This is a genomic window from Rhizobium sp. MHM7A, assembly GCF_005862215.1.
Taxonomy (GTDB): Bacteria; Pseudomonadota; Alphaproteobacteria; order Rhizobiales; family Rhizobiaceae; genus Rhizobium; species Rhizobium bangladeshense.
Genome location: NZ_VCHT01000011.1, coordinates 202,065 through 227,840, shown reverse-complemented (window position 1 = coordinate 227,840; position 25,776 = coordinate 202,065). Strand labels below are relative to the sequence as shown.

31 protein-coding genes are annotated in these 25,776 nt (G+C 61.5%); 13 read left to right on the top strand and 18 right to left on the bottom strand.

The features are described 5' to 3' along the window. Positions 1-6 precede the first annotated feature (6 nt). On the top strand, positions 7-1,041 hold the full coding sequence (locus FFR93_RS29295) for a DNA topoisomerase IB (protein ID WP_064707226.1): 1,035 nt from the start codon (positions 7-9) through the stop codon (positions 1,039-1,041). On the opposite strand, the gene FFR93_RS29290 is transcribed toward FFR93_RS29295, so the two are convergent. Genes FFR93_RS29290 through FFR93_RS29280 form a run of 3 tightly spaced genes read right to left on the bottom strand, consistent with a single transcriptional unit; the run spans position 1,014 to position 2,400 of the window. Next, positions 1,014-1,739 carry a glutathione S-transferase gene (locus tag FFR93_RS29290; RefSeq protein WP_064707225.1) on the bottom strand — a complete coding sequence of 242 codons (726 nt, stop codon included), beginning with the start codon at positions 1,737-1,739 and terminating at the stop codon, positions 1,014-1,016. The genes FFR93_RS29295 and FFR93_RS29290 overlap by 28 nt on opposite strands. A 2-nt stretch (positions 1,740-1,741) precedes the next feature. Further along, positions 1,742-2,032: a DUF3175 domain-containing protein gene (locus FFR93_RS29285; protein WP_138395721.1), complete on the bottom strand. Its 291-nt coding sequence runs from the start codon at positions 2,030-2,032 to the stop codon at positions 1,742-1,744. Positions 2,033-2,085: 53 nt separating this feature from the next. Further along, positions 2,086-2,400, bottom strand: a complete 315-nt coding sequence (locus tag FFR93_RS29280; protein ID WP_138395720.1) for a plasmid stabilization protein — start codon at positions 2,398-2,400, stop codon at positions 2,086-2,088. A 175-nt stretch (positions 2,401-2,575) separates the two neighbouring features. Between FFR93_RS29280 and FFR93_RS29275 the strand changes: the two genes are divergently transcribed. After that, the gene (locus FFR93_RS29275) at positions 2,576-2,947 is read left to right on the top strand and encodes a hypothetical protein (RefSeq protein ID WP_138395719.1); all 372 of its coding nucleotides are present in this window, start codon (positions 2,576-2,578) and stop codon (positions 2,945-2,947) included. A 14-nt stretch (positions 2,948-2,961) separates the two neighbouring features. Here FFR93_RS29275 and FFR93_RS29270 read toward each other — a convergent pair whose 3' ends face one another. From FFR93_RS29270 to FFR93_RS29235, 8 genes are all read right to left on the bottom strand, one after another. Beyond that, on the bottom strand, positions 2,962-5,688 hold the full coding sequence (locus FFR93_RS29270) for a response regulator (RefSeq protein WP_138395718.1): 2,727 nt from the start codon (positions 5,686-5,688) through the stop codon (positions 2,962-2,964). A 346-nt stretch (positions 5,689-6,034) separates the two neighbouring features. Continuing rightward, positions 6,035-6,583: a hypothetical protein gene (locus FFR93_RS29265; protein ID WP_138395717.1), complete on the bottom strand. Its 549-nt coding sequence runs from the start codon at positions 6,581-6,583 to the stop codon at positions 6,035-6,037. An 11-nt stretch (positions 6,584-6,594) separates the two neighbouring features. After that, entirely contained in the window at positions 6,595-7,326 is a 732-nt protein-coding gene (locus tag FFR93_RS29260) for an ABC transporter permease (protein ID WP_138395716.1), read from the bottom strand. Continuing rightward, positions 7,326-7,763 (bottom strand): YqaA family protein, encoded by a 438-nt coding sequence (locus FFR93_RS29255; protein WP_064713364.1) that lies wholly within the window; start codon positions 7,761-7,763, stop codon positions 7,326-7,328. The genes FFR93_RS29260 and FFR93_RS29255 overlap by 1 nt, the downstream gene beginning before the upstream one ends. A gap of 4 nt (positions 7,764-7,767) precedes the next feature. Next, positions 7,768-8,043, bottom strand: a complete 276-nt coding sequence (locus FFR93_RS29250; protein WP_171049276.1) for a metal-sensing transcriptional repressor — start codon at positions 8,041-8,043, stop codon at positions 7,768-7,770. Positions 8,044-8,198: 155 nt separating this feature from the next. Continuing rightward, positions 8,199-9,395, bottom strand: coding sequence for an MFS transporter (locus tag FFR93_RS29245; RefSeq protein ID WP_138395714.1), 1,197 nt, complete (start codon positions 9,393-9,395; stop codon positions 8,199-8,201). 249 nt (positions 9,396-9,644) lie between these two features. Beyond that, complete coding sequence (gene chrA / locus FFR93_RS29240; protein ID WP_138395713.1) at positions 9,645-11,060, bottom strand: chromate efflux transporter; 1,416 nt, start codon at positions 11,058-11,060, stop codon at positions 9,645-9,647. 16 nt (positions 11,061-11,076) lie between these two features. Continuing rightward, positions 11,077-12,069: a chromate resistance protein ChrB domain-containing protein gene (locus FFR93_RS29235; protein ID WP_246661371.1), complete on the bottom strand. Its 993-nt coding sequence runs from the start codon at positions 12,067-12,069 to the stop codon at positions 11,077-11,079. 96 nt (positions 12,070-12,165) lie between these two features. On the opposite strand from FFR93_RS29235, the gene FFR93_RS41985 reads away from it, so the two are divergent. Both FFR93_RS41985 and FFR93_RS29225 read left to right on the top strand, forming a co-directional pair. Beyond that, on the top strand, positions 12,166-13,125 hold the full coding sequence (locus FFR93_RS41985; protein ID WP_138395712.1) for a Fe-Mn family superoxide dismutase: 960 nt from the start codon (positions 12,166-12,168) through the stop codon (positions 13,123-13,125). Between the two features lie 14 nt (positions 13,126-13,139). Continuing rightward, positions 13,140-13,610, top strand: coding sequence for a chromate resistance protein ChrB domain-containing protein (locus FFR93_RS29225; RefSeq protein ID WP_138395711.1), 471 nt, complete (start codon positions 13,140-13,142; stop codon positions 13,608-13,610). Positions 13,611-13,740: 130 nt separating this feature from the next. Here FFR93_RS29225 and FFR93_RS29220 read toward each other — a convergent pair whose 3' ends face one another. The 3 genes from FFR93_RS29220 to FFR93_RS29210 form a co-directional block, all read right to left on the bottom strand. Then, positions 13,741-13,920 carry a hypothetical protein gene (locus tag FFR93_RS29220; RefSeq protein ID WP_064713367.1) on the bottom strand — a complete coding sequence of 60 codons (180 nt, stop codon included), beginning with the start codon at positions 13,918-13,920 and terminating at the stop codon, positions 13,741-13,743. A gap of 321 nt (positions 13,921-14,241) precedes the next feature. Further along, positions 14,242-14,517 (bottom strand): DUF2934 domain-containing protein, encoded by a 276-nt coding sequence (locus FFR93_RS29215; protein ID WP_064707215.1) that lies wholly within the window; start codon positions 14,515-14,517, stop codon positions 14,242-14,244. Positions 14,518-14,659: 142 nt separating this feature from the next. Continuing rightward, positions 14,660-15,301 carry a UdgX family uracil-DNA binding protein gene (locus FFR93_RS29210; protein WP_138395710.1) on the bottom strand — a complete coding sequence of 214 codons (642 nt, stop codon included), beginning with the start codon at positions 15,299-15,301 and terminating at the stop codon, positions 14,660-14,662. Between the two features lie 160 nt (positions 15,302-15,461). On the opposite strand from FFR93_RS29210, the gene FFR93_RS29205 reads away from it, so the two are divergent. From FFR93_RS29205 to FFR93_RS29165, 9 genes are all read left to right on the top strand, one after another. Continuing rightward, positions 15,462-16,925 carry a phosphatidylserine/phosphatidylglycerophosphate/cardiolipin synthase family protein gene (locus FFR93_RS29205; RefSeq protein WP_064707471.1) on the top strand — a complete coding sequence of 488 codons (1,464 nt, stop codon included), beginning with the start codon at positions 15,462-15,464 and terminating at the stop codon, positions 16,923-16,925. A gap of 94 nt (positions 16,926-17,019) precedes the next feature. Further along, positions 17,020-17,835 carry an endonuclease/exonuclease/phosphatase family protein gene (locus FFR93_RS29200; protein ID WP_138395762.1) on the top strand — a complete coding sequence of 272 codons (816 nt, stop codon included), beginning with the start codon at positions 17,020-17,022 and terminating at the stop codon, positions 17,833-17,835. Between the two features lie 160 nt (positions 17,836-17,995). Then, positions 17,996-18,301, top strand: a complete 306-nt coding sequence (locus FFR93_RS29195; protein ID WP_138395709.1) for a DUF5676 family membrane protein — start codon at positions 17,996-17,998, stop codon at positions 18,299-18,301. Positions 18,302-18,325: 24 nt separating this feature from the next. Further along, positions 18,326-18,700, top strand: a complete 375-nt coding sequence (locus FFR93_RS29190) for a hypothetical protein (protein WP_138395708.1) — start codon at positions 18,326-18,328, stop codon at positions 18,698-18,700. 129 nt (positions 18,701-18,829) lie between these two features. Continuing rightward, positions 18,830-19,096 (top strand): DUF2933 domain-containing protein, encoded by a 267-nt coding sequence (locus FFR93_RS29185; protein ID WP_138395707.1) that lies wholly within the window; start codon positions 18,830-18,832, stop codon positions 19,094-19,096. After that, a complete protein-coding gene (locus FFR93_RS29180) occupies positions 19,089-19,766 on the top strand; it encodes an isoprenylcysteine carboxylmethyltransferase family protein (RefSeq protein ID WP_138395706.1) in 678 nt (225 codons plus the stop codon). The genes FFR93_RS29185 and FFR93_RS29180 overlap by 8 nt, the downstream gene beginning before the upstream one ends. Further along, complete coding sequence (locus tag FFR93_RS29175) at positions 19,759-21,984, top strand: copper-translocating P-type ATPase (protein WP_138395705.1); 2,226 nt, start codon at positions 19,759-19,761, stop codon at positions 21,982-21,984. The genes FFR93_RS29180 and FFR93_RS29175 overlap by 8 nt, the downstream gene beginning before the upstream one ends. Positions 21,985-22,078: 94 nt before the next feature. Continuing rightward, on the top strand, positions 22,079-22,513 hold the full coding sequence (locus tag FFR93_RS29170; RefSeq protein WP_138395704.1) for an EF-hand domain-containing protein: 435 nt from the start codon (positions 22,079-22,081) through the stop codon (positions 22,511-22,513). 72 nt (positions 22,514-22,585) lie between these two features. Next, positions 22,586-22,948, top strand: a complete 363-nt coding sequence (locus FFR93_RS29165) for a hypothetical protein (protein ID WP_138395703.1) — start codon at positions 22,586-22,588, stop codon at positions 22,946-22,948. Between the two features lie 128 nt (positions 22,949-23,076). Here the strand turns inward: FFR93_RS29165 and FFR93_RS29160 are convergent, their stop codons facing one another. From FFR93_RS29160 to FFR93_RS29145, 4 genes are all read right to left on the bottom strand, one after another. Beyond that, a complete protein-coding gene (locus FFR93_RS29160) occupies positions 23,077-23,454 on the bottom strand; it encodes a DUF411 domain-containing protein (protein WP_246569458.1) in 378 nt (125 codons plus the stop codon). Between the two features lie 141 nt (positions 23,455-23,595). Then, positions 23,596-23,883: a copper-binding protein gene (locus FFR93_RS29155; RefSeq protein ID WP_064713370.1), complete on the bottom strand. Its 288-nt coding sequence runs from the start codon at positions 23,881-23,883 to the stop codon at positions 23,596-23,598. Between the two features lie 21 nt (positions 23,884-23,904). Beyond that, complete coding sequence (locus tag FFR93_RS29150) at positions 23,905-24,384, bottom strand: plastocyanin/azurin family copper-binding protein (RefSeq protein ID WP_138395702.1); 480 nt, start codon at positions 24,382-24,384, stop codon at positions 23,905-23,907. A 33-nt stretch (positions 24,385-24,417) separates the two neighbouring features. Continuing rightward, on the bottom strand, positions 24,418-25,764 hold the full coding sequence (locus FFR93_RS29145; protein WP_138395701.1) for a copper oxidase: 1,347 nt from the start codon (positions 25,762-25,764) through the stop codon (positions 24,418-24,420). Between the last annotated feature and the right edge of the window lie 12 nt (positions 25,765-25,776).

Here is a 25,776-nt window from a genome sequence, read left to right as displayed (position 1 = left end):
AACAGCATGAACGCCGACGCCATCACCGAACTTGGCCTGATCTATGTCAGCGATACCGAACCGGGCATCCGCAGGCGAAGGAAAGGCAAGGGTTTCAGCTATGTGATGCCGGATGGAACAACGCTTTCCGATGAGGTGCAGCGGGCGCGCATCGGCGCGCTCGGCCTGCCGCCGGCCTACGAGAACGTCTGGATCTGTCTCTACGAGAACGGTCATCTGCAGGCGACCGGCATCGATGCTCGCGGGCGCAAACAATACCGCTATCACAAGGACTGGCAATCGTTCCGCAGTGCCGGGAAGTTCTACCAGCTGATCGAATTCGGTCAGGCACTGCCGAAGATCCGCCGCGCCGTCTTGCGCCATCTGGACACCGGTGCTGAGGATGTCAACGGCGTGCTGGCGGCTTTGACGACGCTGCTCGATGAGGCGCATCTGCGCGTCGGGAACCAGGCCTATGTCAGGGAGAACGGCACCTATGGGGCGACGACCCTGCTGAAACGGCATCTGAAGATCGTCGACGGGCGGATCGAGCTCAAATTCCGCGCCAAGGGCGGCAAGCGCGTCCAGCGAAGCCTCAAGCATCCCAGGCTGCAGAAAATCCTCGAAGAGATTTCCGACCTGCCCGGCCGCCAGCTCTTCGTCTGGAAGGATGAAAGCGGCGCGCTGAAACCGGTCGATTCCGGCCGGCTGAATGCCTATTTGGCCGAAATATCGGGCATTCCGATCTCCGCCAAGACGTTCCGCACCTGGGCTGGATCGCTGGCAGCCTTCGGTGCGGCCCGCGAAAGGATCGTCAGCGGCGGCCGCCCGACTGTGAAGGAGATGTCGGAAGCTGCGGCCGAGGCGCTGCACAATACGCCTGCGATCTCACGCTCGAGCTATATCCATCCGGCAATCATCGCTCTGGCCGGCAATGATCATCCTTTGATCGAAGGCGGCAACGAGCCGCTGCGGGGGCTGCGGGCCGAAGAAAACAGGCTGCTTGATTTCCTCATACGCGAGACCGAGGGACCTCATCTCGCGGCGTCTAGATCCGGGTAATGCCTGAAAATCCCCTCCTCATTGAAGGCGAGGCGGCGAGGAGAGGCGAGATAGCGGGCGATGTTCGGGCGCTTGGCCACCGAATCATGCAGGGCAAGGAGAGCAGGGTATTCCGCCATGCTGTTCGCCATGGCATTCGGAAAGGCGTAGGTGAGGCCCTCGATTACCTGAAAGAGCGAGAGGTCGACATAGGTGAGCGCATTGCCGACCATATGTTCGGTCCCTTTCGTATTGCGCGTCAGCACACGTTCGAAATAACCGAGGAATTTTGGAATGCGGTCCCGGATGAAGGCGGCCGAGCGGGCTTTGGCTTCCTGCTTCTGGTCTTCGTAATAAAGCGAGACATCGATCGGGTGGTGCGTATCGTGCACTTCGGCCACGAAGTCGGTGATGGTGAGCTGCAGGCCGTTGGCGACATAGCGGAGGCTTTCGTCCTCTGGCGCGAGGCTGAGCTTCGGCCCGAGGTAAAACAGGATATTGGCGACATGCGAGATTAGGAGGTCGCCGTCCTTCAGGAAGGGCGGAGCAAAGGGGATGTGCGGCTCGGCTTCGCTCTTCATGATCTCGAGCATGGCGCCTGTTCCCCGGCCGGGCTGACGCGTGACGTCGATATAGTCGGCGCCGGCTTCTTCCAGCGCCAAGCGCACAAATTCACCGCGGCCTTGAATGCCGTCCCAATAATAAAGCTCATATGCCATGCTCAATGCCTCGGTTGACGACCGAAGTCTTTTCGCAGTTCGTCCTTGGCTTTTTCAAGGGTGCCGCGCCGCTTTTTCGACAGCTGCTCGCCGGCGCGGTTGATGTAGAAGGTCAGCATCGACATGGCAGCGCGAAACGGGCTCGACTTGCGGCGATCGCTCTCTTCGGCGGAACGCTTGATCGACCGGGCGATCTTTTTCGGATCGTCCGATTTGAATACGCCTTCCTTCAGGTCCATCGCGTCGCTGCGTTCAGTAATGTCCTGCGACCATTTCTTCTTCGATTTGGCCATATCGGAAATCCCCTTGCCGCATCAGGCTGGCGATCCGCTGATGCCTGCCGATCCTAATGATGGCTGTGGTGCTCGTTACGCTTTCGTGTCGCGGCCGCCTTCTTGGCGGAAGCGGACCGTTCCTCCTTCGAGCGTGCCGCGGACGCAGCGCCGCCGGCCTTGCCGCCCTTTTTGGAAGATTCATGCGTATCTTTCTTGCCGCGGCCGGAACCGGATTTGTTGCCGCCGCCGCTTTCCTTGTTGACCGTCGCCCAGGCACGCCTTTCGGCTTCCTTCTCAGAGACGCCGCGCTCCTCGTAGCTTTCCTCGATATGCTCGGCCTTGCGCCTCTGCTTGTCGGTATAGTCGGATTTGTCTCCTCGCGGCATCTTCGCCTCCTGTCATTTGCAAAGCGATCGAACGCGGTTTGTAAAAGAATCCAACCGGTGCGAAGTCCAAAAGTTCCCTGAGGATCATTGTCCCGGATTTCGGAACAAAAGCCCGTTTTGTCAGGTTTTCGCTGCAAAAGTCTGCATAAGCTGTATACAGCAAGGAGCCGAGGACATGGAAAAACACATCGTCAAAGCCGATGGAAACGGCGCGATCGACGTGAACGGCCAGGTATCGCCGGTCACCTATACCGTCAGCTTCAAGGAAGGGAGGGGACACTCCTACGAGGTCGATATCCGCCTAATGGCGCCTCGCGACTGGCTGCTGCAGAGGGGCTTCAAGAGGGATGCGGTGCTTGTCAGCCAGAGCGGCGCCCGCATTCCCGTCTATCACGATGGCGGCAGTCATCACGATGATGTCGATCATCACGGCGGTCGTCTCGATACCTCCGACGCGATCTCGATTGAATTGACGGCGCGCGACGACAGCTGCACCAGCGAGGGCGACCTGATGCGCAAATATCCCGAGTTTGACGCCGCGGTTTAGAGCGGTTCAGCTTTTCACGGAAACTGCTGCTGGATGGCGGTCTTGACCGCTCTGTCGAGCGCAGCGCTATTATATGGTTTCGTCAGCAGCACTGAGCCGGAGAAGCGATCGGCGTCGGGCAGGTCGCTATCGCTGGTGGCGAAGACGAGACCGATGGATGGGAAAGCCTCCCGAGCCCTGGCGGCAAAGGCCGACCCTGACATGCCGGGCAGGCCGACATCCACGACGATGACGTCGACGATCGTGTGACCGAGGATGTCCACGCCGAGTTCGCCGCTATCGGCCTCGATAACGTCATAACCCAGATCCTGCAGGATCTCTGCTGTATCCATGCGAATGAAGGCGTCATCTTCCACGAGCAGCAGCTTCAGCTTTCTGCCTGTTCCTGATAGCTTCGGATTAGAATGCGTTGCATTCCACACCGGTACATTGGCGTCCGCCTGGTCGCGTTGCGGCCGGTTGGCCAGCACCTGGCGGATCTTGCGGGCGAGTTCCTCGCGCGTATAGGGCTTGGAGAGCAGCTCCAGGCCCGGATCGAGCCTGCCGCCATGGACGATCGAGTTTTCCGTATAACCCGAGGTGTAGAGCACGGCGATGTCGGGCAGGCGCTGTCGTGCCATGCGAGCAAGCTCCGGGCTTCGCAAGGGTCCGGGCATGACGACGTCGGTAAAGAGTAGGTCGATATGCGCGCCGCTCTCGATGACGGTGAGGGCGCTTTGCGCATCCTTCGCCTTCAGTACGTAATAGCCGAGATCCGAGAGCATCTCGATGACCGTGGCGCGAACGCCCTCGTCGTCCTCGGCGACAAGGATGGTTTCAGTCCCACCGGTTGCCGGCGCGGCGTCGGCCGCCGTGGCGCGATCCTCGCTGCGGAACGAGCGGGCGAGGTAGAGTTTGACGGTCGTACCTTCGCCGATCTCGCTATAGATCTTCACGTGACCGCCGGACTGCTTGACGAAGCCGTAAACCATAGACAGGCCGAGACCGGTGCCTTTGCCTTCCGGTTTCGTGGAGAAGAATGGCTCGAAAGCCTGCTCCATCACCTCCTGCGTCATGCCGGAACCTGTATCGGTGACGGCGAGCACGACATATTGGCCGGCCTTCACCTCGGGATGGGTGCGGCTGTAGGAATCATCGAGGAAGGCGTTGCCGACCTCGATCGTCAGCTTGCCGACGCCATCCATTGCGTCGCGCGAGTTGATCGCGAGGTTGAGCAGGGCGTTCTCGATCTGGGCTGGATCGGCGAAGGTGTTCCAGAGGCCGCCGGAAACGATCGTCTCGACTTCAATTTCCTCGCCGAGCGCGCGACGCAGCATATCATCCATGCCTGTGACAAGGCGGCCGATGTTGACGACCTTCGGTTCCAGCGGCTGGCGGCGGCCGAATGCAAGCAGCTGGCTTGCCAGCCGCGAGCCGCGTTCGACGGCGGCCAGTGCATTCGAAATGCGCTCCTTGGCCCGGCTGTTCTCCGCCACGTCTTTACCGAGAAGCTGCAGATTGCCGGAGATCACCTGCAGCAAATTGTTGAAGTCATGAGCAACGCCGCCCGTGAGCTTGCCGATCGATTCCATCTTCTGCGACTGCTGGAGCGCCGCTTCGGCCTGCTGGCGGTCGGCAATCTCGGCCGCGACCCGGACCTCAAGCATTTCGTTGAGTTTGCGCAGCTGATCTTCCATGTGACGGCGCTGGTCGATTTCGATTTTGGCGGCACGGAAGAGCCGGATATTGTCGATCGCGACAGCCGATTGGCCGGCGAGGCTCACGAGGCTTGCCTCCGCTGCCTGGGAAAACCGGCCGGGCTGGCAATGGCCGAAGAACAAGCCGCCGATGACGCTGCCGTCGCGCGATTTCACCGGCACGGCAAGGTAGCTCCTGACCGGCAGATGCCCGTTCGGCATGCCGGAATGCGGGGGATTCTGGCCGTAGCGCGGGTCGAGCAGGATATCGTCGGAGCGCACGATGCCTTGGCCGCTGAAGGTCGGCTCAAAAACTTTGGTATTTCGTGGCATCGGGAATTTCTCGAAGTTTTTACGGTCGACGCCGGAGAGCGCGTAAAGCATATAGCTGCCGCCCTCGCCATCATCGACATTGTAGAAGAAAGCGCCGAATTCGGCGCCTGTCAGCGTCACGCCGGCATCGACGACAATCTGGGTCAGACGTTCGACATCAGGCTCGACAGTGATAGCGGCGCCGGCCCGGTTCACGACTGCAAGCGCATCCGATTTGGCGCGCAGTTCTTCCAGCGCCAGCTTCTCGCCCCGTTTGGCCGCCACCTGGTCGGTGACGTCGAGGGTTGCGCAGAGTATGCCGGCGATGGTGCCGTCATCGTCGCGCAGCGGCGTATACGAGAAGGTGAACCAGGTATCCTCGGTGCGGCCGTCGCGACGCATCGGGATGAGCAGCTCTTTGAAGAGCTGCGGCCTGCCTTGGAGCGTGCTGGCCACGATCGGCGAGAATTGCTCCCAGATATCCGCCCAAACCTCGCGGAAGGGTCTTCCCAATGCGGCAGGATGCCGGTCAGGGAAAACAGGCACGTAGGCATCATTGTAGAGAAAGGCGAGATCCGGACCCCAGGCAACGAATTTCGGCTGGCGCGAGTTCAATACCATCTCGGCGATAGGCTTGAGAGAAGCTGGCCAGCTTTCGACCGGTCCGAGACCGACGGCGTCAAAGGCCGGATGCCGCAACAATTCGCCGATTTCGCCGCCGCCTCTTGGCCAGCCGTTGCCGACGCTTCTCATTCGAAACCGCTTCCCTGTCGCCCGCCGCGCGGTATGAGCGGCAGCAAATCAATGTTCTACAGCATCCTTTGCGCCTCCGAATAGATGGCGCCGCCGCCGTAGGGGTTCAGTTCGTCCAACGTCAACATAGAGGCTTGCGATGGCAGGGAAAGGGTTCGGCCGTAATATCGTTGTCGCCCACACGTTCTAGCCTAACGTGGGCACCGGCTTCCTTTTTGCGACGCTGCGAAGGCGCGGCCGATGTCGCATGCTGAATAGATCGCGTCCAAGCGCCCAGAGCCACTTTCGGCCAGAAACGCAGCCCCTTGTCCTTAAAGCACGACCGCTCTGTCAAGCCCGGAAAAGTTCAGTTCTCGATCTGCTGCTCTGCGACGACGCTCGCGAGCACCTCGTCGCTGCCGTTAGGGTAGATGGGAAGGTCGAGCGTCACCGCCTCCTTAAACCCATCGCGCTCGATCGTGAAGAACTTGCGGACACGTCCTTCGCCGTTCTGCTCGCCGGATGGATTTGCCGCCCTTGTCGAAACAAGGCTGCGCTCGAAGCTTGCGGCATCGGCCCCCGCGAAAGCCGTCGTGCAACTCTCGACTAGCTTATCGCCGATCATTCCCCTCCCGACTACCAGGGCCTCGAAGGGCGCCTCGCTGCCCGCCCCGATGCTCCAGCCCTCGAATGCCACGGGTTCCGAAAGAGGAAGGATGCTCAGTACCAAGTCGGCAGCAAGCGCCGGCCAGTTGTTTCGACGGGCGAGAGCGACGGCGCGATCATACTGCGGCCCGCGGTCAAGGCAGCGGTCGGCGAAGCGGTCGAACGAAGACCGACCGTCGTCCGCAAGGGCGCCGCCGAGAGGCGCGAACACGATTGCCGCGAAGCCAAGCAAAATAGGAAGTCCTCGCATCGCTCTTATCCTCATTGCACTGCCCCCCAGTTCGCTATCTCGACCGCCGCGATCGCCACAAGCACAAGGCCAGCCAGACCGCCCGTCGCCCGCGAGACGAAGGCCAGCAATTGCGGATGCTTTCTCATCAAATAGGAGATGCGGTCGCGGAAGACCACGGTGAGGAGAGCGACCGCGGACAAGGTCAGAGCGACGCCCATCATCATGGTGGCGGCAAACAGCAGGCCCGTAACGACGACCTGGTGGATCATCGCGAACGTCATCACGAACAGGGTGAGCGGGCACGGTACCAGGCCGGCGGCAAATCCCATCAGCAGGCCTTCGCCCTCAGCATGCGCGTGACTGTGCCTGATGACGGCGGTCAGCACCATCCAGACGCCGATGATGCCCAGCAGTCCGCGGCTGACGACTTCGAGCGCCCTAGACGATCCAGCGTCGACGAAGGAGTGAGAGACCAAGGGAAGGGCGAACAGCGCGATCACGACCGCCATCGTGACGTGGGTGAAGGAAAGCGCGAGCGACACCAGAAGAGCCTTATGCGCCTGGGTCGAGGATCCAGCGAGATAGGTGGCAAGCACGGACTTGCTGTGGCCGGGCGTCATCGCATGGACGGCTCCGAAGACAATTCCCATCGGCAGGAATGCCAGGAACGACTGCCACCCGCCGCCAGCGGCGTAGTCCTTTATATGGCCTGCGAAGGTCAGATAGATTTCCCGCTGGATGTCGACGATCTGCTGGAACATCAGGCTAGCCCGGTGGTGGCGGCTGCGAGCGCGAGATAGCGTCCGACCTTGGCGACGGTCACCAGCAGCAGAAATGTTGACAGCGGCTCTCGCAGGAGACCAGCCACAACAGTGATCGGGTCGCCGACGATCGGCAGCCAGCTTCCGAGCAGCGACCACTTTCCGAAGCGGCGATACCATAGCTGCGCCCGGTCAAGTGCCACCGGACCGACGGGAAACCAGCGTTTCTCCCGGAAGCGTTCGATGCCGCGACCGAGCAGCCAGTTCGCCAGCGCCCCCAGGACGTTGCCGATACTGGCAACAACAACGAGCCAGAAGGCGGAGAACTTCTCGGACAGGAGGAGGCCGACAAGGACAGCTTCCGACTGCATTGGAAGGATAGTCGCAGCTCCAAAAGCCGTCGCGAACAATCCCAAATAGGCCAAAAGGTCGGCCATGCCGTCAGAGATACTTAGTGATCGTCTTGAACCCGTCGATCGACTGCCGCGTGTCGCGCGGAAGCGCCCCGAGGGTCTTCTCGAGGCAATGGTCGAGATGGTCCTGGATCAGTGTTCGCTTGGTGTTGACGATTGCCTTCTCGACGGCAGGCAGTTGCTGCGCGATCTCGAGGCACGGCTTGCCTCTCTCATTCATCGATGACGCTCTCCGGGTGACCTCGGCCCGCGTCAGGCGCTTGACGATCTCCGGATGGGTGTCGTGGGTCTGCGGTTCGGTCATTGTGTTCATGTCTCGAGCCTTCCGAGGGGAAGGTGGCTGACTTTACGCCGACGACCGCCTCCGGGACAAGTCGGTGATGATGCCCTTCCGGCTCTTGCATCCGAAAGGGAAGGCCCGTCAATCTCGACGCCCGCCAGCCGCGGCAGCGCGGACGGCTAACCTTCCTCAGGCGGTTTGAGGTGCCGGAACTGCCATAGCAGCAGCAGGTCATAGGTAATTTTCAGTGAGGCGCAGATAAGGAGCGGCCAAGCCCGATAGGATGCAGCGAAGAGAGCGCCTGCGAGGGCAGGGCTGGCCGCCGCGGCCAAACTTCGGGGCACCGACGTGAAGCTTGCGGCCGCGGCCCGCTCCGCCTCGGTGACAACAGCCATCACGTAGGAAGAGCGGGTCGGCACATCCATCTGCGAGAGCGCCGCTCGAATGAGCAGCAATGTGATGGTGAGGGGCAAGGTGGGTGCGAATGCGGCGAGGCCAAGGGCAATGCTGGACGGAATGTGGGTGAACACCATGGTGTTGACGAGTCCAACCCGCTTCGACAGCCAGGCGGCGACAGGAAACGAGAACGCCGACAGCACTCCGGTCCAAAAGAAAAACAGTCCGGCCTCGGAGAGCGAGAGATCGAATCGTTCGAACAGCCACAGCGCGAGCAGGGACTGCACCACGAAACCTCCCGCGAAAGCATCGAGACTGAAGAGGGCTGCAAGCTTCAGGACGATGGCGCGTGAAGGTCCGAGTGCCGCCGGATTATCGGCGTCGTGTTTCACCGGGCGAGGCGGAATGCGAGCATAGAAAAGGCCACCGAGAATGCCGACCAGCGCATAGGCAATGAACATCAGCTTGATCGAAGTCAGTTGCGCAATCCCTAACCGAGTCATTGCGTCAGGCAGCGCCGCGGCGAGTGCGCCGCCGGCACTTGCGAGCGCCCCGACGAGGCTGTAACGGGCGAACATCCTCGTCCGATCCGCGCTGGTCGCTTCGCGGGCAAGGACTGCATGCTCAAGGGGCACGAAGATGCTCACGCTGCCGGCCGAAGGATTGATCGTGCCGGCAAACGCGACCACCAGCAGCAACCCATAATCGTTGATCATCGGCACGGCGATACCGGTGGCGACCATCAGGCCAGCGGCCGCCAGAAGCAGGTGGCGGAGATCATGACGCGCGCCAAGAAATCCAATGACGATGGTCAGGAGCGCAGAGCCAAAAAGCGATGCCGTGGCGATGAGGCCGACCTCTAAGGGTGAGAATCCGAGAGCCAGCAGATACACCGGCAACAGGATGGCGACGAACCCGTCGCCGAAGTCGCGCAAAGAGCGGGCTGCGAAGAGCCATGTGATCGGCCGAGTGCTGCGCATTCCTCACCTGCTTCAATTAGAGCCTTTCCGGGTTAGCTTGAAGCATTCTGTTGGCTCAAACGGAGTCGGATGGTCGATCAGCCGGCCCGTTTCAGCCAACCCGGAGGGCCGGGCATGTTTCCGCCGGGATCAAAGGCGATCGGCTCGGACGTACCTTGGGGTATGCCCTTCGCCAATCGCCCTTGCCCTGACGAAAACCTGCTCCGGCAGAATGCTTCAATCTAACCCGTAAAGGCTCTAGTTCGCGCTTTACACCCACCCGACGAACAGACCGTAGAGAAGCCCGAGGATCGCGCAGGCTGCGAGCACGGTCAGCATACCGACCTTGAAGCGGAACACGGCGATGACGGCGCCAACTGTCAGGATCAGTGACGGGACGTTGACGGAACTCAGCACCGGGAGATCGACGGCCATCCCTAAGCCACGCGCTGCCTGGAGTTCGCCGAACAGCACATGCAGCGCGAACCATACCGCAAGGTTCAAAATGACCCCGACGACGGCCGCGGTGATTGCCGCCAGCGCTGCGGAGAGCGCCTTGTTGTTGCGCATCGTCTCCATGAACGGCGCGCCTAGGAAGATCCAGAGAAAGCAGGGGACGAAGGTCACCCAGGTGGTCAACAGGCCGCCCAGCGTGCCGGCCAGCAACGGATCGAGGAAACCCGGCGCGCGATAGGCGCCCATGAAACCGACGAACTGCGTCACCATGATCAGCGGGCCGGGCGTGGTCTCGGCCATGCCGAGGCCGTCGAGCATCTCACCGGGCTTCAGCCAGTGGTATTGTTCCACCGCCTGTTGGGCGACGTAGGACAGGACGGCATAGGCGCCGCCGAACGTGACCATCGCCATTTTCGAGAAGAAGATCGAGATATCGGTGAAGACGTTGCCCTGTCCGAGAAAAAGCAGCAGGGCAAAGACAGGCCCGCCCCAGAGCAGCAACCCGACCGCGGCCACCTTGAGAGACCAGCTGGCTGGCGGGCGGGCGTGGGCGGGGGTGTCTTCGCCGAGAAGACTATCGGCGTCGGCCACCTGTTTGCTCCCGACCTTACCGTGGCCATTGCCCGCCTGGAACGCTTTCCAGCCGGCCTGGCCACCGATATAGCCCACGACGCCCGCAACCAGGACCACAAGCGGGAAGGGGGCGTGAAACAGGAAGAGAGCAAGGAACGCGGCAACGGCGAGACCGATCATCACATTGTTCCTGAGGGCCCGCTTGCCAATACGCAGGACGGCCTCGAGCACGATCGCCAGCACCGCGGCCTTCAATCCGAAGAACAGCGCCTGGACGGCCCCAACATTGCCGAAAATGGCATAGATCCAGCTCAGCGCCATAATGGCCACGACGCCGGGTAGCACGAACAAGGTCCCCGCCACCAGGCCGCCTTTGGTCTTGTGCAGCAGCCAGCCGATATAGATTGCAAGCTGCTGTGCCTCCGGCCCGGGCAACAACGTGCAATAGTTCAGCGCGTGCAGGAATCGCGTTTCGCCGATCCAGCGCTTCTCCTCGACGATGATGCGATGCATCATCGCAATCTGTCCGGCGGGACCGCCGAAGCTCAGGGCGGCCACGCGCGCCCAGACGCGAACTGCTTCGCCAAATGAAATCCCATGCGAGGGCCCATCAACGCGGTGAACGGGGGTGGGGTCGACGCTCTCGATCTTATTCATGGTTGCTTTCCGTGTGTCAGCCACGCTTTGCGCGGAAATATTGGTGGAGGTTGTCGAAGACCGGCCCGCCGTGGACGATCCGTTGCTCGTCCTGCGGCTGGGCTGCGCAGATCCCGGCAATCAAGCTGGCGATGCCGGTCGTCTCCTCGCGTCCGAACTTCGCATCCTTCAGATCGATGTCGTGAACGATCTCGGCGATCGCCTGGAGTGCCGGATCCGTAATCCCAGCCCTGGCGAGGAGGACCTCGAAACTGCAGCGATCGCCTTCATGGGTGATCTCGCCCTCGAACATGTCGAAGCGAATTTCGCCGGCATTCGGGATATAGCCCTTGCCCGGCACGAAGCGAATGACCGCATCGGGATCGATGAAACGGCGGATCAGCCAACTGCAGGCAATTCGATCGACGTGCACACCCTTACGAGTAATCCATACGCGTTCCTTCAGATCGGCCGCGGTCAGCGGCCTCATTTTCGGAACCTCTTTGACCATCTCCATATCCTCTGCAAGTCTGCTCTCAAGTTCCACGATCAAGCTTTCCGCCGAGAGGCGGCTGGTCGCTCCGAAGAAATCGATCGCCGTGACGTCGGAGAGCCGCTTGCGCAGACGGCCGAGCTGCGAGCGTAGCTCGGCCTTTTCCTCTGCTGTCCTAGTCGCCTCCAACCGCGCTGAGAGCGTCCGTGCCTCGTTGGCGATTGCCTCGTAGTCCTCGTCGCGGGCCGCATCGAACAGTGCGTGCACCTGAGCGTCGGAGAGGCCGTCGATCAGGCGCGCCTCGCAAACCATCGCCTCGCCACCGCCTTCGAGGATCTCCTTCAAAAGCCATTCGAAATCCTCCTGCGTCTCGGCGTTTGCCGGCAGCGCATAGACTGTACTTTTGACGGCGACCGCCCCTATGCGCTGAAGACGACGCCAGATCTTCACCCGGAAGTAGGCCGGCTTGCTCGGAAGTTGGTGAATCAGAAGCAGCCAGCGTTGCTCCGCCGGTGAGGTGCGGTCGATCATGTTCATACCGTATCATCGAAAACTGAAAAAGCAACACTTGTATCATTCGAAGTTCAGGCGTAGCGTTGCGGGCGGTCATATTACCCCGAGCGAGGACGCGTCATGCACCGGATCATGCCACTACCTTTCAAGCCGCCGCGTCTCGACGGGCTGTCCGAGCGGCTGCTGGCCAGCCACTACGAGAACAATTACGGCGGCGCGGTGCGACGCCTGAATGCGATCGAGCGCCGGCTGGATGAGCTCGACTGGAGTGCGGCGCCGGTCTTCGACATCAATGGGCTGAAGCGGGAGGAGCTGATTGCGGCAAACTCCGCAATCCTTCACGAGATATATTTCGACGGGCTTGGTGGTTCCGGGGATGCGGCGGGCGGTCTCGCCGAAGCGCTGGAGCGCGATTTTGGCAGTGTTGCCAATTGGCGCGCCCGCTTCACGGCCTGCGCCAAAGCGCAGGCGGGCGGTTCCGGCTGGACGCTTCTTGCGTGGTCGGAGCGTCATCAGCGCCTCATGATCCAATGGGGAGCTGACCACACCAACTGCCTCGCCGGCAGTGTACCGATCCTGGCGCTCGACATGTATGAGCACGCCTATCATATCGATTTTGGCGCCAAGGCGGGTGCCTATGTCGATGCCTACATGAAGAACATCCATTGGGAGCGTGTCGGCGCTCGTTTCCGGCGATTGACCGAGCGGCTGGCCGACATTTCTGAGATTGAAACCGCGGGGCAGGACGACGTCGCGCCGGAGGACCTGCTCGCTCGACTTCAACGCAAGGAAGACCTCGTGGTGCTCGACGTCTGTCTCGCCGATGATCTGCCGAAGCGCAGCGATATGCTGCCGGACGCCATCGCCCGTCCTTCCGAGACGATTGCAGGCTGGGCCGACCAACTGCCGCAGGACAAGCCGATCGTCGTCTATTGCATCTACGGCTTCCAGGTCAGCGGCAATGCCGTCGCCGAACTCCGCCGTCGCGGCCTGGACGCACGAGCGCTCGCCGGCGGAATTGCCGCCTGGCATGCGATCGGCGGCCCGACCGTCCCGTACACAACTGCTGAAAACCGCTGAAGGAGGTGAGTACGATGAAATGGGTTACCCGCGAACGTCCGGTCATCGACCGTATCGCCTGCCCTTGGCTGATCGCGCGGTTCATCGACAACGACCCGGAATTCCTGTTCGTGCCGCCGGAACAGGTGCTCAAGGTGGCAGAGGAGACCGGAGCCACGCCTTACGATGTGCCCGGCGTCGAATACACGCATGTGGGCGAGGGTTGCAGTTTCGACAGCTTCGTCGACAAGCACGGATTGGACAGCGATCCGGCAATCGTCACCATCGCCGCCATCGTCCGCGGCGCCGACACAGACCGGCACGACCTCACGCCGCAATCGGCAGGGCTGCTGGCAATCTCGATGGGGCTTCGGGACGTGACGCCTGACGATCACGAGGTGCTGAAGCACGGCTTCGTCATTTATGACGCGCTCTATGCGTGGGCTTCGCGGCGCAAAACCGAGACACACAGCTGGCCGCCTGCAATGAAGCCGACTGCAGCCTGAACTCGGCCAAGGTCGCCGCCTCCGGCTCACCATCCTCAACATAGACGCTAGCGAAGGCAGGTAAGGGTTGGGCGAAATATCGTTATCAGCCCGTGGTTCGCGCTCTGTCCGATAGCCGGGCTGACAACCGTTATTTCCGGTAGAGTTTTTGCGACGCCGCGAAGGCGCGCGCGATGTCGAAGGAGGGCAGTTGCAGCGGCGAACGGGGATCGCGGAAAACCAGCCCGACGAGATTGTCGACCACCAGGATGAACCCAAGTGCCAGACCGAGATAAAGCAGTGCGGCGATGAGCAGGAGCGATATTTCCATGGCTCACACGACCGCGCTGGAGGCACGATTGCAGGCCGGAAGAGGCGTGACGAAGAACATTTCGATACGGTCGTTCATGGCTGCTTCCCTCGTTTCGCCAGAAACCGTTTTTGCATGGTCTTGTTCCCGGCCTGTGGGCGAAGAATAAGTTTTTTGGGAAGCCTCAGAGCTTGCAGCGTCATCCCGGCCTTTATTCGCCCCCGCGCGGAAAACCCGCCTGCAATTTCCATAAATCACAACTAATTCAGCCATATGACAAAGAACGGCCGAAGGGCGTCACCGCGACGCCCTTTCCTATCGATGCGATCGGTATTCCAATTTTCAGGGCGCCGTCTTGCGGCTTGCCGTCCGCTTAGGCGCCGGCGTGACGACGCCGTTCGTCTTGGCGCCTGGTGCTGCACGTTTCGTGGCCGTTGCGGCGCTCTTCGGTTTGGGTTTGGCTTGTTTGCCGTTGGACGAGGCAGCAGAGCCTTCGAGCGCTTCGCGCTCGTGCCGTGCCTGTTCCCAATGGATGGAATCTCGCCCTGTCGGATAGCCCTCTTCTTCCCAAAGGGCGTATGCACGTTTCTTGATCCACTCTTCCCGAGTTTCTGCCATCGCTGATCTCCAGTCACATTATGCCGTCGTTCGAACGCGATACTGCTTGGATGGTTCCAGAGGAGGGGCGCGGTTTCAAGTGAAATCGAGCTGCAACCGCAAATATTTCGCATTGCAGCATATCAAGGTTGAGAATCGGCACTCACCGAGACTGAAATACCGCCGCCCTGTGCAGATCTGAGACGAACGCGCGGCGTTGCCGGTGCTGTTCGGCCTCATCGCGGATTCGCAGGAGAAAGGAGGGGTGGATGGTCACCAGAACCGGCGGATGGTTTGCCGGTTGCAGGATGTGGCCGCGCTCGGGTGTCAATTTCGCCTTCGGCCCGAGCAGCGCATAAAGAGCGCTTGCGCCCAGCGCCACGACGAGTTTCGGCTGCAGGATGTTGAGCTCCGCCCCGAGCCACCAGGAGCAACGCCGGATCTCGCCGGCATTGGGTTTTGCATGCAGGCGCCGTCTGCCGCGCGGCGTGAACTTGAAGTGCTTGACGGCATTGGTGACGTAGCACCGTTGACGGTCGAGACCGGCCTCCTCGAGACAGACGTCGAGAAGATGGCCGGCTGGGCCGACGAAAGGCCTGCCGCTGATATCTTCCCGGTCACCCGGCTGCTCACCGACAAGCACGATCTCGGCCGTTTCCGACCCTTCACCGAACACGATCTGCGTCGCATTCCGATAGAGGTCGCAGCGGGTGCAGCCTTCGGCCTGATGCCGGAGTTCGGCGATGCTTTCGGCATCTGCGACCTCCAGCGCCAGGGCGGGACCGAGGTTTGCGGCGATGCTCATTGATGGCGATCCTCATCTCCTGTGAAGGAATCGATCTCAATCGGGATTGTTCCCGCGGTCGAACCGACGATTGGGAGAACGGACACGGCGAAAAATTTCGCGTCATGGGAGAGTGGCGGCGCAATTGAACGCCGCCGTTTCGCGGCTATATTGGCGAGCGATGTTCTATCTGCTGTCGACCTACTGGCCGCATATCCTCTTTGTCGTTTCGATCGCCATGGGGGCCGCGGCGGCGATTCATGCCGCCATGACCAAGGAGGAGGTGCGCGCGGCGATCGGCTGGGTCGGCGTCATCATCCTCTCTCCTGTTGTCGGTGCGCTGCTTTATGCAATTGCCGGCATCAATCGTATCCGCCGCAAATCGCTGAGCATTCGCCGCGACGCCCTGCTGCTTGCGCCCGGGATCGACGAGCTGGAGACGTTCGACGCCGACGCCGAGACGGTGATCAGCCAGTTCGGCCGCCGTTTTGCGGCGCTGCAGACGCTTGGCGACCGCGTGACACGCAACCCGCTGACATCAGGCAATACCATCGACATGCTGGAGACCGGCGACGAGGCCTATGCCGCAATGAAATCGGCCGTCGACGAAGCGAGGCGCAGCATTCTGCTCGAAACCTACATCTTCGACCGCGACGTCATCGGAATTCGGATCGCCGATGCGCTGATTGCCGCGGTGAAGCGCGGCGTCAAGGTCCGGGTGCTGATCGACGCCGTCGGCGCGCGCTATTCGGTGCCGAGCATTCTCGGTTACCTCAAGGAGGGCGGCGTCACCGTCGCCGTCTTCAACGGCAATGTCATCATGGGTTTGCGGCTGCCCTACGCCAATCTGCGTACCCACCGAAAGATCCTGATCGTCGACGGACGCATTGCGCTGACAGGCGGGATGAATATCAGGGCGGGCTTTAGCGAGGAGGCGACGGGCGAGACCTTTGCCCATGATACGCATTTCAGCGTCACCGGCCCGGTCGTTGCCGACCTCTTCGACCTTGCCGCCGAAGACTGGCGCTTCACCACTGACGAACTGTTGAACGACGAGGCTTGGCGCATCGAGTCGCCGCAGCGCAGCCCCGGCGACCCAATCCTGATGCGCGTGGTCGCGTCGGGGCCCGACCGCAGCGTAGAAACCAATCATAAGATGCTGATGGGCGCCTTTTCCGTGGCGCGCCAATCGATCCGCATCATGTCTCCCTATTTCCTGCCGGATCGCGAACTGATCAGCGCTCTCGTGACCGCGGCGCGGCGCGGCGTCGAAGTCGATATCGTCGTGCCTGATGTTAACAATCTCATGCTGGTCGACCGGGCGATGACGGCACAATTCGATCAGATCCTCAAGAATTATTGCCGCATCTGGCGCTCGACCGGCAGCTTCAGCCATTCGAAGCTTTTGACGATCGACGGCACCTGGGCCTATGTCGGCTCTTCCAACCTCGATCCGCGTTCGCTCAGGCTGAATTTCGAGGTCGATCTCGAAGTGCTGAACGAGGGCTTTGCCGCCGAGATCGATGAGCGTATCGAGGAAATCCTGAAATCGGCAACGCTGGTGACGCTGGACGGCTTACGCGCGCGGCCCTTCCCGGTGCGGCTGATTGAGAAGGTGTTGTGGCTGGGATCGCCCTATCTCTGACGGATTTTTTGCATTCCGACATGGCAAGTTCTGCGCGTCCGCCTATACTGCGGAGTGAGTAGCCTCTTTGATCAACGAAACAAGTGCGCCGCCGATGCACGCCAGGAAAGACAGCCTCCCCGCCAGCATTCTCGACTCGATCAAGAGCAGGAAGAAACGGCTCGACGCGGCGCATATGGAGGCAAGGCCGCGTAGCGCCGGAACGTTGATCGCCTCCTATAATGTACACAAGTGCGTCGGCACCGACCGCCGCTTCGATCCGGAGCGTACCAGCCGGGTGATCCATGAAATTGGCGCAGACGTGATCGCGCTGCAGGAGGCTGACACGCGTTTCGGCGAGCGCACGGGCATTCTTGATCTGGGCCGGCTGGAACGGGAGACGGGGCTGATCCCTGTGCCGGTCGCCGGCATGGCGAAGGCGCATGGCTGGCACGGCAATGTCGTGCTGTTCAAGAAGGGGCTGGTGCATGATGTGCACCAGGTCAAGCTGCCGGGTCTGGAACCGCGCGGCGCGCTGGTCGCCGAGATCGAGCTCGAGCAGGGCGGGGTGCTGCGCATCATTGCCGCACATTTCGGCCTGTTGCGCCATAGCAGAGCACAGCAAGCCCACACATTGGTCGAGCTCATCAAGAACCGGCACGAAATGCCGACCATCCTGCTCGGCGACCTCAACGAATGGCGGCTCGGCGACCGTTCCTCACTCAACACCTTCCAATCCGCCTTCGGCGAGCTGCCGCCCGCGGTCCCGAGTTTTCCCTCCGGCCTGCCATTGCTCGCGCTCGACCGCATCATCGCCAACCGCAAGGGCATTATCACGGAGGTCGAAGCGCATGATACGCCGCTGGCGCGCATCGCATCCGACCACCTGCCGATCAAGGCGCTTGTCGATCTGAAACGGGTGGGCGGTTAGGCATCGAGACTGGCCGCATCGGTTCCAGATCTGGCTGAGTTGACATCATCCCGTGGCAACCGGCTAGGGCTTTTTGATGTGGATCAAGGAATTTGCGGAGGATAGGCGCAGTATCGCCCTGTGGTCGTGCAGCAATCAGCAGCTCCAAAGGAGAACCACAATGGCAAACACAACATTCCACACTCGCTCCGACGCGTTGACGGCGACGCCCTCGCATGTCTCGGTTCCAGTCCTTGGCGCGACGCTGGCCGTATTTGCGGCCATCTCGTTCCTGCTTTGCATGCTCCTGGGCTTCGTCGCTCCCGAATGGGGCCTCCATAAACCCTGGCTGCAATTCTACGTGGGCGTCACAGGTTTCGATCCTGCGAGCCTGTTGCTGGGCACGGTTCAAAGCGTCGTCTTCGGTGGCTATGCGGGAGCATTGATCGCCGCGATCTTCAACTTCATCAGCCGGCGTCTCGGCTGAACAAAAAGACGGGGATTCAAACTTATGATCGCCGACTGGCGCAAGAAAGCAGGGACGATCGCAGTGCTGACCTTCGTCGTCGTACTTGCGGTCGTCTTTGCGCCGGTGCCGGGCGTGCAGGCGATGCAATGCCGCGAACATCCGACCCATGACCAGAGCGGCGTCGCGCATGCCCTCGCATTGAGAGGCGATCTTCACGCTGCTCAAGGCGGATTTCACAACTCCAATCATGTGGCTTGCTGCGTCGCGCAATGTGATGTTTGCGTCTTCACCTCAAGCATTGACGACACGGAAGCGCCCGCAGCCATCGGTTCGTTCCTGCATTTTGTACGGGGTGATCAGACCGGCCGTGGTCTAGCGCTCCCCCCAACACTTGGCCCTCCCCGCCTTTCGACCTGAGCCTTCCGGAACTCATGTCGTCTACCACATGGCAACGGGCATATGGCCTACGTCACCTACGGCGGCATCGGCTGACGCAGTCCACAGACCGCGCGCCTTCCCGAAACTCTTGCGAACGAGACACCTATCATGAGCGACAATCATTCCTCATCCGCCTGGAGCACATATAGCCGGATTGTCTTCATCGCCTTCGCCGCGATCGCTCTGGGGCTCATCGCCTACGAGCACCGCGTGCACCTTCTTGGCATCCTGCCCTGGTTCCTGATCTTGGCTTGCCCGCTGATGCACCTGTTCATGCATCACGGCCATCATGGCCATGGCGGCTATCCCGGGCATGACCATCCCCGTCACCGGGCGGGTACGGTACGACCGAACAAGGAGACGGGCGATGTCTGACACCTCGGCATACGGGCTCTGGAGCCTCGTAATCATCAATTCCGTTGTTTTCATCGTGTTTGCAGCAAGCTTCACCAAACTCGAAACAAAACGGGATTGGCGTTCCCTTGGCGCCTTCTCCGCCTTCATCGTCGCGCTCTTCACCGAGATGTACGGTTTCCCGCTGACCATATACCTGTTGACCGGTTGGCTAGGGCGGCAGTTCCCCGGCGTTGACTTTTGGTCGCATGACGCTGGTCACCTGCTGGAAATGATGTTCGGCTGGCGGGTCAACCCGCATTTCGGGCCGTTCCATCTCGCAAGCACCGTGCTGATCATCGCCGGCTTCTGGCTGCTCGCCTCGAGCTGGCATGTGCTCTACGCCGCCCAGCGCGAGCATCGCCTCGCGACCACCGGTCCCTATGCTCGCGTCCGGCACCCGCAATACGATGCTTTCGTCTTGATCATGTTCGGCTTCCTGCTGCAGTGGCCGACGCTGGTGACGCTCGCAATGTTCCCGCTTTTAGTCTGGATCTATGTGAGGCTGGCGAAGCGGGAGGAGGAGGCTTCTCGGGCTGAGTTCGGGACGAGGTGGGAGGCCTATGCCAGGGCGGTCCCCCGGTTCCTTCCAAAATTCGACCGGGGAACGGACGCCGCCGGAACTCGTCGGGGAGGAACGGTCCATGACTGATCATCACATGAACGAAGGGCCAGCGCGCTCCCACGGTGGGCATCCTTTCCACGGCGAGAAGGCGCCCATCGCAGGGGCGGGCGTGAGGCCGGAGCCACGGGAAGGCGTGATCTATACCTGCCCGATGCATCCGCAGATCAGGAAGCTCGGCCCCGGCACATGTCCGATCTGCGGCATGACGCTGGAGCCGGAGGTCGCGACCATGGAGTCCGGGCCGAGCGCCGAGCTCGTCGACATGACGCGGCGGTTCTGGACCGGCCTCGTGCTGACCCTGCCGGTGCTTGCTCTTGAGATGGGCGGCCATCTCACCAACCTGCACATGTTGCTCGGCCCGCAGCTTTCGAATTGGATCCAGCTCGTTTTCGCGACTCCCGTCGTGCTCTGGGCGGGATGGCCGTTTTTTGAAAGAGCCTGGGCATCGCTCGTCAACCGCAGCCTCAACATGTTTACGCTGATCGCGATGGGAACAGGCGTCGCCTGGATCTATAGCGTTGTCGCCACGGTCGCACCCAGCGTTTTTCCGGCCACCTTCCGTGCCGGCGATGGTTCGGTGGCAATCTATTTCGAGGCGGCCTCCGTCATCGCCGTCCTCGTGCTGCTGGGGCAGGTGCTGGAGCTCAGGGCGCGGGAGCAGACCGGCGGTGCCATCCGAGCGCTGCTCGATCTTGCGCCCAAGACGGCCCGCCGAGTGAGGGAGGACGGCTCGGACGAGGATGTCGGACTCGAGGTCATCGCGGTCGGCGACCGCCTGCGGGTCCGGCCCGGCGAGAAGGTGCCGGTCGACGGCGAGCTGATCGAGGGACGCAGTTCAGTCGACGAATCCATGATCACCGGCGAATCCATGCCGGTCACCAAGGAGGTCGGAGCGAAGCTGATCGGCGGTACGCTCAATCAAAGCGGCGGCTTTGTCATGCGGGCGGGCAAGGTTGGGCGCGACACCATGCTGGCGCAGATCGTACGAATGGTTGCGGACGCTCAGCGCTCCCGCGCGCCGATCCAGCGTCTCGCCGACCAGGTGTCAGGCTGGTTTGTCCCGGTCGTAATCCTCATTGCCATCGCGGCCTTCGTCGCATGGGGGATATGGGGGCCGGAGCCGCGCTTCGCCCATGGCCTCGTCGCCGCCGTCGCCGTGCTGATCATCGCATGCCCTTGTGCTCTGGGGCTGGCCACCCCGATGTCGATCATGGTGGGTGTCGGGCGTGGGGCGGGGATGGGCGTGCTCATCAAGAACGCCGAGGCATTGGAGCGCTTTGAGAAGATCGACACGCTAGTGGTAGACAAGACCGGCACGCTGACTGAGGGCCGGCCAAAGGTCACGGCGCTGAAGACCGTCGGCGACTTTGAGCAGACTGAGCTTCTCAGGCTGGCCGCCACCCTCGAGCGCGCCAGCGAGCATCCGCTTGCTGCAGCCATCGTCGCCGCAGCCAAGGACCGAAATATCACGCTCGGCGAGGCTAGCGAGTTCGACAGTCCCGTCGGCAAGGGCGTCACCGGAGTTGTCGATGGCCGAAAGCTGGTCATCGGAAGCCACCGCATCATGGGAGAGGCGGGTATCGATCTGTCGGCGCTGATGGCCGACGCCGAGACGCTGCGCGGCGAGGCGGCGACCGTGATCTACGTTGCTGTCGACGGCAATCTCGGGGGCCTCATCGCCATCGCCGATCCGGTCAAGGCGACAACTCCGGCGGCGCTCCGTTCGCTAAAGGAGGCAAACATCCGCGTGGTCATGCTGACCGGAGACAACAGGACGACGGCACAAGCGGTGGCGAGAAGGCTCGGCATAGACGAGGTGGAGGCGGAGATCCTGCCGGAGGACAAAGGCAAGGTAGTCGAGCGGCTACGAAGCGAAAGACGTGTCGTCGCCATGGCGGGAGACGGCGTCAATGACGCCCCGGCGCTTGCCGCAGCCGACGTTGGCATCGCCATGGGCACGGGGACTGACGTCGCGATTGAAAGCGCCGGCGTGACGCTGTTGAAGGGCGACCTACTGGGGATCGCGAGGGCGCGCAAGCTCAGCCACGCGACCATGCGCAACATCCGTCAGAACCTGTTCTTCGCCTTCATCTACAACGCCGCTGGCGTGCCGATCGCGGCGGGCGTGCTCTATCCCGGCTTCGGACTGCTGCTGTCGCCGATTATTGCCGCAGCCGCCATGGCGCTATCTTCGGTAAGCGTCATTGCCAACTCTCTCAGGCTGCGCCGTTTATCGATCGACTAGCTCGACTAATCCCGGTTCGCCGGGCAGGGCATTCGGATTCCGCCGGTCCCGGGTCAGGGACGGGCGGATACAACCAAGCAAAAGGAGAAACGACATGAGAACGAGAAGACTTGCGGGCGCGGGCCTACTGGTCGTGGCTATTGCCGCCGGCAATGCCGGGTTTGCGTTCGCGCAGACGAACGGGGCCGATCCGCATCATCCTGCGAATGGATCTGAGGGCGCCTCTCCTGCGGGAGCGGAGCAGACGAGTGGACAAGGCCAGGAGGCCATGCCCGATGCCGGCTCGATGCCCAGCCAAATGATGGGCCAGGGAATGATGATGCACCCCGGCATGACGGGCGGCATGCCACCGATGGGCATGCGCGGACAGATGATGAAGATCATGTTCGCGATCGCTGACAGCGATGGGGATGGGGCGCTGTCCTTCGAGGAGGCTACGGCCATCCACAAGCGCATTTTCGACAGCGTCGACGCCAACAGCGACGGCAAGGTCACACGCGAGGAGATGCAGGCTTTCTGGCGACCGTAGGTGGTTTACTAGCAGTCGCGGAGCCTCCCGGAATATGATAGTTTAAAACGGCATTGACCACGGGAGGGGAAGATGCGCCGCATCCTTCTGTCTCTGATATTGTGCGTCCACTCCGCATCGATGTCGGCCGCATCAGGCGTTTTCCACACGACTGCGTTCGAGGGCGGTCGGTCGGTGAGCCTCAGTTTGACGGAAGGTGGACCGGCCGACGATCCCGCTTTCGACTTCGACGTCGTCATCACGCTGTCAGAAATCGACGGCGGCGGAGCGGTGCTCTATCGGGACGAAGGAAGGCATGGCGCGAGTGTGCGCTGCGTTTCACCTGCCACGGTGCGCGTGAATTCTGCCGAATATGCAGTCGATATTTCCGCCCTGCCGGGGACCGACTGGAAGCACGATCTCTGGGCGACGCTCTGCACCGCCCCTGCTTCCTGAGCGCTAGAGCATCCCCGTAATTCGTATCGATTGTCGGAAAGCCTGACGTTCGGGATTGAAAAATTAGAGCGTCGCTTCTGCGCCCCGAATGGACCCGCGCGCTCTCGTACGGCCGGCCAGTCGCGGCATCAACCCTTTCGCGGACGAACCTCCATGAACAGGTAGGGTGCGCCAGCTCCCAAGGGAACAGCATAGACGTCATAGGACGCCTGCGGGTCGTCACCCATCCCCAGGGAGCCGGGCGGCATGCCCGCCACCGCGAGCCCCCGGAGCGGCGGTCGCTCCGACAGCAGGCGCCGGACAGGATCGAGCGGCACGTGTCCCTCGAGGTAATATTCCTCGACCACGGCCGTGTGGCATCCCTCCAGGTCGACAGGCACGCCCAGCCGCGCCTTGACCGCGGCAAGGTCGTCTGTATCGCGGGCCTCGACGGAAAATCCCGCCGCCGCCATTGCCTTCGACCATTCATGGCAGCAACCGCAGTTCGGATCCTTGTAGACGATCATCTTTGCCGGCGCGGCGGCGAAGGCCTAGCCGCTGCGCAATGCCAGCGCGGAAATCGCCATCGCAATGAAGCTTCTCCTATGCATCGTCTCCACTCCTCTTCCGCTGCCGCCCGGACGCGGATCCGGGCGGCAGGAGTTAAACTATTTAACTTCGGTGACCGTCAGCTTACCGTTCACGCGTTCGGCGACGAACTCGATGCTGGAGCCTTCCTTCAGCTTGTCGATGATAGCTGGATCCTCGACCCGGAAGACCATCGTCATCGCGGGCATGTCGAGGTTCTTCAGGTCCTCGTGCTTGATGGTGACCTTTTTAGCCTTGGCGTCGACCTTGTTGACGACGCCTTTGGTGAACTCCTCAGCAAACGCACCGAAGGCCGCACTGACGGAGAGCAGGGCGGCTAGACTGATTTTGATCATCGTAGTTTTCATATTCGTGGCTCCTTGTTGGGATTATTTCCCGGCGACGCTGACGTCGCCGTGCATGCCGGCTTCGTAATGACCGGGGATCAGGCAGGCGAATTTGAACTCGCCGTCGGTGGTGAATTTCCAGACGATCTCGCCGGATTGACCGGCCGGAAGGCGGATGGAATTGGGATCGGCATGTTCCATTTCCGGGAACTTCTCCATGACCTTCTTGTGCTCCAGGATCTTGTCTTCTTGATCGAGCACGAACTCGTGGTCGACGGTGCCGGCGTTCTTGATCGCAATCTTGACCGTCTGTCCCTTGCGGACATTGAAGACGGCGGGCGTGAACAACATCTTCCCGTCGTCGGTTTCCTTCATCGTGACGCGGATCGTCTGTGTTGCCTTGGCCTTGTCCCCAGGCTCTCCGACCGCCATTTTTTCACCGTGACCGCCGGCATGATTGCCGGAGGCGAGGGCAGGAGTTGCGAGCGCTGCAAGCGCCAGTGCCAATACATAATTCTTCATGTGTAGATCCTTTTTGATGTGGGATGTTGAACCTCAGCCATTCGTCGGCTTCGGCGTGATTTGCGTCTTCGCGTCTTTCGCCTTGGTCGCGTCCGGCAGTTCGCCGGTCCACTCCCAGGCCTGCGTCCCGGGCGGGTTCTCGTACCAGCCCGGATCGGAGTAATCGTCCGCCGAGATGCCCTCGCGGACCTTCACGACCGAAAACATGCCGCCCATCTCGATCGGGCCATGGGGCCCCCAGCCGGTCATCATGGGAATGGTGTTCTCGGGAATGGGCATTTCCATTTCGCCCATGTCGGCCATGCCCTTGGTGCCCATAGGCATGTATTCCGGCTGAAGCTTCCTGATCTTCTCGGCGACCTTCGACTTATCCGCTCCGATGAAGGTCGGGATGTCGTGACCCATGGCGTTCATTGTGTGATGCGATTTGTGGCAATGGATCGCCCAGTCGCCGAGGTATTTGGCGTCGAACTCGTAGGCGCGCATGGCGCCTACGGGGATGTCGATGCTGACTTCCGGCCAGCGCGCCTCCGGGCGGACCCAGCCGCCATCCGTGCAGGTTACCTCGAAGTCGTAGCCATGCATGTGGATGGGATGGTTGGTCATCGTCAGGTTGCCGACGCGCACGCGCACTCGATCGTTCCTGGAAACGACGAGCGGGCTGATGTCTGGAAACACGCGGCTGTTCCAGCACCACATGTTGAAATCGGTCATTTCCATGACGCGCGGCACGTAGGAGCCGGGATCGATGTCGTAGGCGTTGAGCAGGAAGACGAAGTCGCGGTCGACGCGCATGAACGTCGGGTCCTTGGGATGAACGACGAAGAAGCCCATCATGCCCATGGCCATCTGCACCATCTCGTCGGAATGCGGGTGGTACATGAAGGTGCCCGATTTCACGAGGTCGAACTCGTAAACGTAAGTCTTGCCAACAGGGATGTGCGGTTGGGTCAACCCGCCGACGCCGTCCATGCCCGACGGAAGTATCATACCGTGCCAGTGGATCGTCGTGTGTTCCGGCAGCTTATTGGTGACGAAAATGCGCACCCGGTCGCCTTCGACCGCCTCGATCGTCGGACCCGGAGATTGGCCGTTATACCCCCAGAGATATGCGGTCATGCCGTCGGCCATCTCGCGTTCGACCGGCTCGGCTACGAGGTGGAACTCCTTGACGCCGTTGTTCATCCGATGGGGCAGGGTCCAGCCATTGAGGGTGACGACCGGCTGATAGTCCGGACCGGAGGTCGGGTGGAGCGGCGGCTGCATGTCCGCCGATTCCATTGTCGGGGCATCGGGCAGACCCATCGCCGAGGTTTTCGTCCATGCGCCCGCCGCCAGCAGCGCTGCGCTCGCACCGAACAGTTGTCGTCTGTTGAACATGGTGGGTTCCTT